Raw genomic sequence first — 12,225 nt, 5'->3', positions numbered from 1 at the left:
GGCCCCGACGTCGAGCGTATTGGAGTGCGCGATGAAGTTTGCTGTTCCGGCTGTTGCCAGCGCGGTCGGCGGCGCCCTGCTGAGCGCGATCGCCGTCTTCGCAATCACGGCGGCCGTCCAGCAGAACACGGCGCCCTCGATCGACCGCAGCGGTGACAAAGACTCCTCGCTGCTCAACGCCCCTGAATACGGCAGCCGCTGAGGCTGACGCCCGCGCGTCGCGCCCCACCTCGGGGCAACCGGACAAGGCGCCACTCGGTTGGCGCTGGCTCGTCGGCTCGGTAGTAGCCGCCTTCGTACTGACCTTCGCGCAGGCGCCCGGCCTCACCGTCGCCGACACCAAATACGACCTCGCGCAGAACCCGCTCGGTTTCCTCGCGCGGGCGTCTCACCTGTGGAGCAGTCAGGCCCCGATGGGCCAGGTGCAGAACCAGGCCTACGGCTACTTCTTCCCCCACGGCACCTTCTTCTCCGCAGGGCACCTCCTGCACCTGCCCGCGTGGGTCACCCAGCGCGTCTGGTGGGCGCTGCTGCTGCTCGCCGGGTTCTGGGGAATCGTCAAGCTGTGCGAAACGCTCGGCATCGGCTCGCGCGGGTCACGCGTGATCGCGGGCATCGCGTTCGCCTTGTCGCCGCGCGTGCTGACCACGCTCGGCTCGATCTCCTCGGAAACCTTGCCGATGATGCTGGCGCCGTGGGTTCTGCTCGCGCCCGCGGCGCTGGGCGTCGCCGTGAAAACGCGGCGCGGCGCGGCGGCACTCGACCAGGCGCAACCCGGCGACCCGGCCGGCGACCGTGTGGCATCCGATACCGAGAAACCCTCGACGCGCCGAGGCGGCCCGCTGTCTCCGGCGGGAAGCGCGCTCGCACTGGCGTTGATGGGATCGGTCAATGCTGTCGCGACCGTGGCGGCGTTCCTGCCCGCGGCGCTGTGGTGGGCCTCCTACCGGCCGAATCGGCAGTGGTGGCGGTTTACCCGGGCGTGGATTCCGCTGCTGGTCCTTGCCACTTTCTGGTGGGTGGTGCCGCTGCTGCTGCTCGGCAAGGTGAGTCCGCCGTTCCTCGATTTCATCGAGTCGTCGGGGGTGACGACGCAGTGGGCGGCGTTGAGCGAGGTGCTGCGCGGGACCGATAGCTGGACACCGTTCGTCTCGCCGGAGCGGATCGCCGGTGCGGTGCTGGTAACCCAGCCCGCCGCGGTGCTGGCGACCGGCTTGCTCGCGGCGGCGGGAATGGCCGGACTCGCGCGGTCGTCGATGCCGTATCGGGGCAGGTTCGCGCTGATCCTGTGCGTGGGGCTGGCGGGGATCTGTGCGGGGTATGTCGGGACGCTCGGGGGGCCGTTCGCCGAATCGGTGCGGATCTTCCTCGACGCCGGCGGTGCGCCGCTGCGGAATGTGCACAAGCTCGAACCGCTGATCCGGCTGCCACTCGTGGTGGGGCTGGCGCACCTGCTCGGCCGCGTCGCCCTGCCCGCTTCCGTACCGATGCCGGTGTGGCGCAGCTCTTTCGCCCATCCCGAGCGCGATCGGATGGTCGCGGTCGCCGCGCTGATCCTGGCCGCGCTCACCCTCGCGACCTCATTGGCGTGGACCGGTCGGCTCGCCCCGCGCGGCGCCTACGACCGGGTGCCCGCCTACTGGACCGATACCGCCGACTGGCTGGCCGACAATGCCGCCGACACCCGCGCGCTGGTCGTGCCGGGTGCGCCGTTCGGCAGTCAGATCTGGGGACTCACCCGCGACGAACCGCTGCAGGCCTTGGCGAGTACCCCCTGGGCCGTGCGTGATTCGGTTCCACTGAATCCGCCGGGCACGATTCGCGCGATGGATTCGGTGCAGCGGCTGATCGCCGACGGCAGACCGTCGACCGGTCTCGCCGCCACTCTCGCCGACCAGGGCATCGGAATCCTGGTGTTGCGCAACGACCTCGACCCCGAGACGTCCCGTTCCACGCGCCCGATACTGGCGCACCGCGCGATCGAGGGCTCGCCGGGGTTGACCAAGGTTGCCTCGTTCGGCGCGAACATCGGGCCGCGCGCGGCGGATGCGGGACTGGTGGTCGACAACGATCTGCTGCCCGCCTATCCGGCGGTCGAGATCTACCGGGTCGACGTGCCGCCGCCCGGCACTCCCGTCGACGTGCGCAGCGGCACCGGGGCACCACCCGGATTCCCCGGCGCGTACACGACCCCGCTGGATTCGATCCCCGTCGTCCGAGGCGGTCCCGAAGTACTGGAGCGAGTGCGCCGAGACAGCGAGAACCCCACGGCGCCAGTGCTTCTCGAAGCGGATGCCCGGCGTGCCGGGTTACCGCCGCAGCCCGTCCTGGTGACCGACACCCCGATGGATCGCGAGACCGACTTCGGCCGGGTCGACAACCACAGCTCGGCGGTCCGCGCCGCCGACGACGCCCGGCGCACCCACAATCTGGTCCCCGACTACCCGGTCGACGGCGCCGAACTCGTGCAGGGCGAGTGGTCGGGCGCGAAGGTCACCGCGTCCAGCTCCGCCGCCGACGCCACCCAGATCGGCGGGGCAGCACCCGGTAGCTCGACCGCGGCCGCCGTGGACGGCGATCCGAGTACCGCCTGGATCAGCAATGGGTCGGAATCGGCTCTCGGGCAATGGCTTCGACTCGATCTCGACAAGCCGATCGCCAACGGTTCGCTGCGCTTCACCACCACGGGGGCGGCGCTGGGTGATCCGGTGAAGTGGGTCGAAGTTCGCACCGCACGCGGGACGGTGTCGGCGCGGATCACCGAACCCGGTGAGCCCGTGTCTGTCGCGCTACCCGCGGGCAAGTCCGACTGGGTGATGATCTCCGCCGCCCGCACCGAAACCGGCACTCGTGGTGGGCAATTCGGGATCAGCGAGCTCACGCTCGACGACTACTCGAATCGGGAAGCGCCGGTGCGTGTCGATATCCGGCATCGGGTCGTGCTGCCCGATGTGGCCGCGGGAACGATTGTCAGCGGGTGGGATCTCGGACAGGAATTCCCTGGTCGCAGTAGCTGTTTCGACGGTCCCGACCGCGTGCACTGCAGTAGGGGACTCGGTCTGCCCGCCGAGGAACCCGGCATCTTCGGCCGCACTCTCTCGGTGCCGGAGCCGCTCACCGTCGGCACCGACCTCACCGTGCGCACCCGACCCGGGCCCGCGCTGGAGGCGTTGCTCACCGACCCGACCAGGCCGGTGGCACGCGGTAAAGCCGACATCGCCGACCTGCGCGGTGCCGCCTTCGCCGCCACTGATGGCGACCCGAAGACCACCTGGACCGCACCGGAGTCCACCGTGCGCGGGCTCGCGGGCGGCAAACCCACACTGGTACTGGAACTTCCGGAGCCGACGATGGTGACCGGACTCGACATCACCACCGCATTGGGCGGACTGCCCGCGACAGCTACCGCCGTCGCGGTGAACATGGGCAACGGCCCACAGATCCGGGAACTGCCCGAACGCGAGCACGGCGAACCTGCCCGAATCTCGCTGTACCCCACCGAAACCGATCGCATCGAGATCAGCATCCAGAGCTGGAACGAGGTTCTCGACCGCACCGCACTCGGCTTCGTCCTCACCCAGCCCACCGGGCTGGCCGAAGTCGAAGTGCTCGGCCCCGAGTACCCCGCACATGCCCCCGGCGACCGGCTCGTCACCATCGGCTGCGACGCGGGACCGGTGATCGCCATCGGTGGGCGCGCCGTCCATACGACGATCACCGCCACCGCCGACGAACTCCGCTCCGGCGCTCCGGTTTCCGCGCAACCGTGCCCACAAGACGCGGCCGACATCGAACTCCTCCCCGGTCACCCCGACCTCACCGTCGCCCCGACTGAGCTGTTCACCGTCGACCGACTACGCCTGCCCCGGACCGACCACTACCCGGGCAAAACCAGCACACCGACCGCACCGGAAACCCCTGCCGAACTCAGCGAAACACCTACCGATGCCGCACCGGAAACCCCCGCCGAACTCAGCGAAACCACGGCCGCGCCCACGGATGTCACGCCGGAAACCCCCGCCGGTCCCGGACACTCGGCGACGGGTACTCAGCTGCTGGTTCTGCCGCTGAGCACCAATGTCGGCTGGCAGGCGCACACCGCCGACGGGCGGGAACTGTCGCCCATCGTTGTCGACGGTTGGCAGCAGGCTTGGCTCGTTCCGCCCGGGACCAGCGGGGAGATCACGGTGTCGTTCCCGGCGGACCGCTGGTATCGGCTGGCGATCTTCGGCGGGCTGTTGCTGCTGATTCCCCTTGTGCTGCTTGCGATTCCGCGCCGACGTGCGGTTTCCGACGCCGGGCCCGCTCCGAGCACTTGGGGTGTGCGCCCGATCGCGGCTATCGGGCTGACCGGCGTGATCGCAGTCATCTCCGGACCGTTCGGTGCGGCGTTCACACTGATCGCGTTGGGCTGCGCCTACTTCCGGCCCGCAGTGACCGCTCGGACCCTGCCCTGGCTCGCGGGCCTCGGGACACTGATCTCGGCGGCGGCCCTGTCGACCGGGACCTGGCGTTCTGGCACCGAATACATGGGCGGCTCGCTGTGGGCTCAGGCACCTGCGGCCATCGCGGTCGTCGCCGTCGGGGTGGCGGCACTCCCACGCCGCCGCTGAACGGGACTCAGCGCACCGCCGAACTGTCGACCGATTCACGTTCGGCGTGCGCGGACGCGGCCCGCCGATCCCAGCGGGCTGCCCAGCGGCGGGCGGGTTCTTCGATCAGGGCGAAGCTCGCGGCGGCCAGTGGGAGGGTGAGGGCTGTGGTCAGGATGATCACGTAGAGGAAGTGGCCGTTGAAGGGCATGATCCCGAAAACCGGGAAGACCACGGTGAGGACCACCAGGTGCCAGAGGAAGATGCCGTAGGACCAGCGGCCGAGGATCGCGGCGGTTCGCGATTCCAGCCAGCGGTGCGGGGCGTCGGGTCGGGCTATCACCAGGGGCGCGAGCAGGCAGAAGCCGAGGATCATGCCGAGCACCATCTTCATCGCGTACTGCCACGGTTGCGCGCGTTCCAGACCGGCCGGGCCGCCGAACTCGGTCGCCGAGAGCAGAAGCGCCGCGAGCGCGACCGCCCACATCAACGGCTGACTCGACATAATCCGGGCCCACCGCACCTCAGGTCGCACCAGGTGAATCAGTTCCGCCAGGAGCATGCCCGCCGCGAACCACGGCAGATAGGCGGGCAACCAGTTGTCGGCGTGGATCGCGTCCGGCGTGGGGATCGGCCACAGATTCCAGGTCAGACACACCGCGACCAGCCCGCACAGCACCGGCACCCGCCACCGGGCCGCGGGGCCGCGCAGTCGCACGACCAGCCATGCCAACAGCGGCAGTACCAGGTAGAACGCCATCTCCACCGACAGGCTCCACATCTGTGTGAGGCCATCGGTCAACGTCAGCGGTATGAACACCTGCAGCAGGTTCAGGTTCGACAACCACACCCGCAGGTTCGCCGAATGCGCCGCGCCGGGCAGCAACAGCAAGACGAACACCACAACGACCCAGTACGCGGGCATCACCCTGGCCACCCGGTGCAGCAGGTAGCGGGAGGTTCTCGGCGCGCGGCCGAGTCCGTGCGCGGCCGCGGCGTGCGGGCGCCACAGCAGGAAACCCGACAGCGCGAAGAACACCGCGACCGCCATATCGAAGCGTTCCAGGATCGGGCCGAGGACCGGTATCCGGCTCGTTCCGGTCTGGAAGGCGACGTGCGTGACCAGCACTCCGAGCGCCGCCATTCCGCGCATCCCTTCGAGGGCGGGAATGAAGGCGCGCGGGGGCGAAACAGGGGCGGTGGCGGTCGTCATCATGGTCCAGTCTGCCGTGTCGGCGATTTCCATGGCACAGCACCGCAACCTTCGAGGCCTGGGCTGTTAGTGTCGGGCCATCCGTGTTCGAACGACGAGGAGTTTGCATGGCACTGAGTGCCGGTACCAGAAGAACGGTCGCCTGTGTGCTCGTGGGTCTGGGCGCGGCATTACTCGTCGCCGCGCTGATGATCCCCACCTACACGGTGAGCAAAGTCGCCAAGACTCCACTCGATCTCGAGATCACCACGATCGCGGAGAATCAGCCGGGCGAGGAAAGCCTCGTCCTCGACTCCAAGTCGCTGACCTCCGGTGACGGTGCCGCCGTGGTGAACAAGGATGTGCCGCTGATCTCCCAGCGTTTCGTCACCGTCGAGGAGCCCTCCGACGCCGACGAGATGACGCTGCAGGCAGGCACGACGCTGCGACGCACCGACGTGCAGGGCGACACCGGCCTGCTCACCGCCGCCATCGACCGCGTCACCATCTCGCGCACCACCGGCATGCCGGTGGATACCGAGCCCAACGGGTCGATCGCGGTGACCGTGAACAAAGAGGGCAGCGTCATGGAGCCGGTGCAGCACACCGGCATCGGCTACCGCTTCCCGATCGGCACCGAGAAGAAGACCTACCCCTACTTCGACATCAACGTGCGCGAGTCCTTCGACGCGAACTTCATCGAAGAGACCGAGATCAACAACATGAAGGTGTACCGGTTCCAGCAGACCGTGCCGGTCACCAGCACCTGGGATGTCGTGCAGTCGCCGACCAACCGGCTCACCCTGCCCGCCGCCAAGTGGGGCGTGGAGGGTGGCGACACCCCCGTCACCATGACGCGCTACTACGCCAACGTGCGTGACCTGTGGGTCGAGCCGCAGACCGGCACCGTGATCAAGGGTGGGGAGTCGATCCACCTGTTCTACGCCCGGTCCGGCGACAAGCCCGAGGTCACCGCACTGAAGTCGCACCTGGTGTTCGACGCGGCGACCGTCGAGTCACAGATCGCCATCGCCAAGGAGAACACCGACAAGCTGTCGCTGTTCGGGCGTGTGGTGCCGATCGTGTTCGGCGTGCTCGGTGTGTTGGCATTGCTGGCCGGGTTGTTCTTGGGGCTTCGCGGTGGTGGCACTCCGGCTCACGCGAGTCCTCGCGGGTCGCGTCCGACGCCCGCACCTACCGCCGCGCCTGATGACAGGTGGGATGGCGATGACGCGCCGACTACGCAGTTCCCCCGTGGGGACTATGACACCCCTACTGAGCAGATTGACATCGACAAGCGTCCCTGAGTGGAAATAGCTTTCGACGGCCCCGGTCATAGACCGGGGCCGTCTTCGTTTCGGGGGGTTCAGCTGGGTTTCGGGCTGGCGTTCGGCTGGGTCCGGGGGGCTGTTCGGAGGACGACTACCGCGACGATTGTGGTGGTGACGGCGGCTATGGAGACGGCGGTGCCGATCACGGATTCGATGGTGCGGGCGAAGGTGAGCATCAGGGTTATCTCGATGGCCAGGCCTATCCAGGTGACGGCGGCCAGAGCGGTGCGTTCAACGGCGATCGCTGAGAGCAGGGCGCCCTGGAGGACCGCCAGGATCGCGCCGTGCAGGGCGAACAGCCACAGCATGCCCTGAACGGGTGCGTAATCGGCGCCGGCGAACAAGGGGGCCAAGGGGGCGGCCAGCGCGGCGCCGATCACCGCGACCACGCCGATCAATGAGAGCACCGAGAGTGCGTCGCGGATCGCGCGGGCCGAATGGGTTGGCTGGGCCATCCGGGGATACAGCACCACGCCGACCGCTTGTGGCAGCCAGAACGCGATCTTGGTGGCGATGGTGCCGAGCGAGTAGCGGCTCGCGTCGACCTCGTCGAGGACGATGCGGACCACGATCAGGTCGACCGAGGACAGTGCCATCAGCGCCGCCTGCACCTGGACAGCGCGCAGCACCGGCATGACGCCGACAGAGGTGGCCGTGGCCCCGTTTTTCGTACCGCTGCTGTCATCGATCGGCAGATCCGCTGCCGCGGTCGTCGAGCGAGCGATTCGACCGGCGACGATCGCCGCGCCGACGATCCCCACCGCACCCGCCCACAGTGCACCGGCGGCACCGCCGCCCAGCGCGAGCGCGATCAGCGCGGGCACCACCCGTGCCGTACCCGCCATCGCGAGCACCGTCGCGAGCGCGCGGAAGTGGTTGCTGCCCTGCAATATTCCCTGCTCGCCGGACAGGATCACCAACGCGGGCGCCGCACCGAGCGCGGCAGCCGCGGCCCACACACCTACGTCCAGCACGCCTGCCACCACCGGAATCAGGACCACCGCGACCGCCGCGACCAACGCGGCGCACCGCCACATCATCGCCCGCACCGCCCGCGGCGACGCGCCACGCACCACCTCTCGGGCGACCACGTTCTGCATGGCCAGCGCGGGGACCGCGCACAACAACTGCACCGCGAGCAGACTCGCGAACTCGCTGTACCCCTCGACCCCCAACCAGCTCGCCGCCAGCAACTGCAGCAGGTAGCCGGCGACGTTGGCGGTCATCGCGCCAGCCGTCACCCAGGTCAGATCGGCAACGACGGGCGGGCGGCGGACTGAGGACACGCCCCATCGTCGCACCTCACTGTGTTCGCCATCACGGCTACCCCGAAAATGTGAGTCCGAGCGGACTCACCTCGAGCGATTCCACCCCGAACAGCGCCTATTCGCCCCCGGCCACGGCGCGGCTCGACGGGACGTAAGGTGCGTGGACGTGACGAGTAGCGGGCGAGCCAGGGCCTTGGTGGCCGGATACTGCGCGCTGCTCACGATGATCATCGTCGGACCGCTGGCCGGATCGGGCTACCTGCTGCTGCGGGACGCGGTGAGCACCCCGCGCTCGTACCTCACCGATTCAGCACTCGGCTTGGGCGCCGCCGCACCCCGCGCCGTCCCGCAGGACGCCTTGCTCGCGGCGCTCTCGCCGGTCATCGACGGCGGGATTCTGGTGAAGGCGATCCTGATCGTCGCACTGTGGTCGGCGGGATACGGCGCGGCGGTACTCGCACGACGATTCATCTCCGCTTCCACCGGAGCACAATTGGTCGCCGCGACCCTCGCGTTGTGGAATCCCTATGTCGCGGAACGACTTCTGCAGGGGCACTGGAGCCTGCTCGCCGGATACGCCGCCCTGCCATGGACCGCCCTGGCCGCCGCGCGCATCCGAACAGCCACGGACGGAACAGAACCCACCCGCCTCTTCGGGTTCGGCGGCCACACCGGATCGCTCGGCGGGTGGGCCGCGCTGACCGCGAGCTTCGCCGCCGCCGGATTGACTCCGACGGGCTCGTTGCTGGCCGCTGTCATCGGGCTCGCGCTGGTCGGACGGCGGGCCTTTCTCCCTGCCATCGTTGTCTGGATCGCGACCTGTGCGCCCTGGCTCACCGCGACCGCGCTCGGATCGGGGGCCGATCCTTCGGACCCGGCCGGGGTCTCGGCGTTCGCGGCACGTGCCGAACCGTGGCTCGGCACGCTCGGCAGCCTCGCCGGGCTGGGTGGGATCTGGAACGGCGAGGCCGTGCCAGCGAGCCGCACAACCCCGCTCGCCCTGGTCGGCACGCTGTTGCTGCTCGGCATCGTCGCCTGCGGGGTGCGGGCCGTATGGGCGCTCGGCCGTGACGGGCGGGCCCTGCTGGTGATCGCCGCGGTGGCGATCGTGCTGCCCGCCCTCGGCGCGACCAGCTGGGGACTGGCGGCCGGGGAATGGTTGATGGTGCACGTTCCCGGCGCCGGGCTGCTGCGGGATACGCAGAAGTACGTCGCTTTGGCGATGCCCGCGTACGCGCTGTGCGTCGCCGCCGCGTGCCGCACCGTCGCTACGGCGAGCCGGCGACTGCTGACCGATGGGCAGCCGGACAGCGATCCGGACGCGGACTCAGCAGACACCGAGCCGGAATCCGTTGCCCACTCGAAAACCCACCGACGCGACTTCGGAATACGGGCCACCGCAACCCTTTTCATCCTTCTCATAACCCTCCCCTTGGCCGACCTGGCCTGGGGAGTCGGCGGCGCCATGCGTCCCGTCCACTACCCCGCAGGCTGGCAACAGGTCGTCGACCACATCGACGGCCCCGGCGACGTAGCCGTGCTCCCCGCGGGAATGTTCCGCCGATTCCCCTACAGCGGAACAGCTCCCGTACTAGACCCCGCTCCCCGTATCCTCCCCAACGATGTCCTGCAAACCGGCGAACTCCAAGTCCGCGGCTACGCGGTAACCGGCGAGGGCAACCGCGCCCGCGCGGTAGAGGAAGCACTACTCCGAGGCGCCCCATCCACCGATCTAGCAGCCATGGGCGTCGGCTGGATCCTCATCGAGCGCACCACCCCCGGCCGCCTCGGCACCTCCGAAAACACCCTCGCCACAGCCGAACTCGAATACCAAGACACCGACCTAGCCCTCTACCGCATCCCCTCCCCCACCCTCCTCGACACCGCCACCCCATCCCAACGCCAAGCCTCCACCGCGGCCCACCTCGTCTGGGCCATCCTGCTACTCGCAGGCCTACTCGTCGCCGGGCTCCGCCCCCACCGCACGCCACCGGAGTGTCACCCGGCGAGCCAACCGAGTGTCACCTGACACGCCGGTAAAGAGAACAGAATTCCCATTAACGATCTAGAGTCGTCGCTATGGTCAGCTCACAGCATGAGGCGACGCACCGGGTATTCCGGCATGACGCATGTCTGTGGATCTCTCGTTCTTCCGTTCCGAGACCTCGCAACGTCTGCGCCAAGAGGGCCTGGAAAAGGGCCTCGAAAAGGGCCTGGAGGAGGGCCACGATCAGGGGGTGGCAGACAGCATTCTGCGGATCCTCGCCCGGCGCGATGTGCCGGTCCCTGCTGCGGCGGAAGCCACGATCTCCTCGTGCCACGATCGGGATCAACTGGTCGTCTGGCTCGACCGTGCGATCACGGCTGAAAGCATCGACGAACTGTTCCGCGACTGAGCGGTCAGTCGCGCGGTGCGACCAACCCGGAGACCCGTTCTCCGCAGGCTGCGGCGGCCAGAACCGTGTGCACCCCGGCGCCGGTCTGTTCCCAGGAGAACTCGTTAGCGCGGGCTCGGGCTTTTTCGCCCATGACCAGTCTGATCTCGGGATCGGCGAGGAGGTCGGCGGCGGCTGAGGCGAGCGCGGGGGCGTCGTCGACCAAGAGACCGGTGACGCCGTCGACGATGGAGTCGGTGAGGCCTCGGGAGCTGCGGTAGCCGATGGTCGGCACGCCGTGCTGGGCGGCCTCGATGACGGCCAGGCCCCAGCCTTCCTTGCGCGATGGCATCACGTGGACCCAGGCGGTCGAGAGGATCTCGTGTTTGCGGCGCTCGTCGACGTGGCCGTGGAAGGTGACGGCGTCGGCGATGCCGAGCGAGTCGGCACTGGCGCGCAGGTTGGGGGCCCACCAGCCGTCGCCGATGACGTCGAGGTGCACGCCGGGGAAGCGTTCGCGCAGGTGGGCGACGGCGGTGAGGGCGTCTTCGATCTGCTTGTGCGGGACGAGGCGCGACAGCACCGCGATGCGCGGGTGGGTGGCGCGGGTGGCATCGGCACCGGGGACGACCTCGGCGGGGACCGGTTCGGCACCGTTGCGGACCACGGCGATGCGCTCACGGTCTACCCCGAGCACCGACAGCTCCTCAGCGGAGGGCAGCGACACAGTGAGGTACTGGTTGTCGCGGTGCACGCGCGGGGACAACGTGGATTCGATCCACCAGCCGATCCGCCCGACCAGGCGACCGGCGACCGGCCACTGCTCGCGGTGTCCGTGGTGCACCAGCACCACCGAGGGCACGCCCGTGGCGGTGGCGAAGAAGGGGATGCCGTTCTGGGTGTCGATCACGACGTCGGGGCGCAGGCCGCGCAGCGGGCCGAAACCGAGCCGACCAGCCACGATGGCGGCCAGGGCGCGGGGGTACACGGTGAAGCGCCCGCCCGCGCGACTGATGTCGATCCCGTCGATCCGCTCGCGCTTGGGCGCACCGGGATAACCGGCCGTACGCAGGGTGACCTTGATGCCACGCGCGGCCAACTGCGCGCCGACCTGCTCCAGATACCGCTCGCTGCCGCCGCCCTGTGGGTGCCCGGTGTCACGCCAGCAGAGTAGGAGGACTTCACGCACGGTCGCTTCTCACATTCGAGTCGGTGGCAGACAAACGTCGGCCCCCACCCTAGCGGGTGTGCTCCACACAACAACCTCAAACTGACACCGCGTCGGCCCGCATTCGACAAACTCCCCCCTCACCGCACTACCCAGCCACCGTCAAACCCCAATTCCGCCATGACCGCACTCCCAACCCCCACGACCCGACCTCGAGGAGGGTCCCGCCGCGCAGCGGCGGTAGCGGCCCGGCCGCGAGTTAGCCGCCGTTGCGTCCGCGGCACAGCCGCCAGCAACGG

8 protein-coding genes are annotated in these 12,225 nt (G+C 69.0%); 5 read left to right on the top strand and 3 right to left on the bottom strand.

The annotated features are described in order from the left end of the window. Positions 1-31 precede the first annotated feature (31 nt). Positions 32-202 carry a DUF2613 domain-containing protein gene (locus ACFXKN_RS21230; protein WP_022566695.1) on the top strand — a complete coding sequence of 57 codons (171 nt, stop codon included), beginning with the start codon at positions 32-34 and terminating at the stop codon, positions 200-202. Further along, positions 183-4,613 (top strand): alpha-(1->3)-arabinofuranosyltransferase, encoded by a 4,431-nt coding sequence (locus tag ACFXKN_RS21225; RefSeq protein WP_378948243.1) that lies wholly within the window; start codon positions 183-185, stop codon positions 4,611-4,613. Before ACFXKN_RS21230 ends, ACFXKN_RS21225 begins: the two co-directional genes overlap by 20 nt. Positions 4,614-4,620: 7 nt before the next feature. Here ACFXKN_RS21225 and ACFXKN_RS21220 read toward each other — a convergent pair whose 3' ends face one another. Then, entirely contained in the window at positions 4,621-5,838 is a 1,218-nt protein-coding gene (locus tag ACFXKN_RS21220) for an acyltransferase family protein (protein WP_378947880.1), read from the bottom strand. A gap of 74 nt (positions 5,839-5,912) precedes the next feature. Between ACFXKN_RS21220 and ACFXKN_RS21215 the strand changes: the two genes are divergently transcribed. Beyond that, on the top strand, positions 5,913-7,091 hold the full coding sequence (locus ACFXKN_RS21215) for a DUF3068 domain-containing protein (protein ID WP_378947876.1): 1,179 nt from the start codon (positions 5,913-5,915) through the stop codon (positions 7,089-7,091). 59 nt (positions 7,092-7,150) lie between these two features. Here the strand turns inward: ACFXKN_RS21215 and ACFXKN_RS21210 are convergent, their stop codons facing one another. Next, positions 7,151-8,341 carry a polysaccharide biosynthesis protein gene (locus ACFXKN_RS21210; RefSeq protein ID WP_378948240.1) on the bottom strand — a complete coding sequence of 397 codons (1,191 nt, stop codon included), beginning with the start codon at positions 8,339-8,341 and terminating at the stop codon, positions 7,151-7,153. Between the two features lie 208 nt (positions 8,342-8,549). On the opposite strand from ACFXKN_RS21210, the gene ACFXKN_RS21205 reads away from it, so the two are divergent. Together ACFXKN_RS21205 and ACFXKN_RS21200 are read left to right on the top strand one after the other, a co-directional pair. Further along, positions 8,550-10,412, top strand: a complete 1,863-nt coding sequence (locus tag ACFXKN_RS21205; protein WP_378947873.1) for a hypothetical protein — start codon at positions 8,550-8,552, stop codon at positions 10,410-10,412. A 106-nt stretch (positions 10,413-10,518) separates the two neighbouring features. Then, positions 10,519-10,779 carry a hypothetical protein gene (locus ACFXKN_RS21200; RefSeq protein ID WP_378947869.1) on the top strand — a complete coding sequence of 87 codons (261 nt, stop codon included), beginning with the start codon at positions 10,519-10,521 and terminating at the stop codon, positions 10,777-10,779. A gap of 4 nt (positions 10,780-10,783) precedes the next feature. Here ACFXKN_RS21200 and ACFXKN_RS21195 read toward each other — a convergent pair whose 3' ends face one another. Beyond that, on the bottom strand, positions 10,784-11,947 hold the full coding sequence (locus tag ACFXKN_RS21195) for a glycosyltransferase family 4 protein (protein ID WP_378947866.1): 1,164 nt from the start codon (positions 11,945-11,947) through the stop codon (positions 10,784-10,786). Between the last annotated feature and the right edge of the window lie 278 nt (positions 11,948-12,225).

The sequence above is a fragment of the Nocardia sp. NPDC059195 genome, assembly GCF_042754695.1.
GTDB lineage: Bacteria > Actinomycetota > Actinomycetes > Mycobacteriales > Mycobacteriaceae > Nocardia.
Note: the sequence above shows the minus strand (reverse complement) of the source record. Positions and strands in the feature narration are given on the sequence as shown.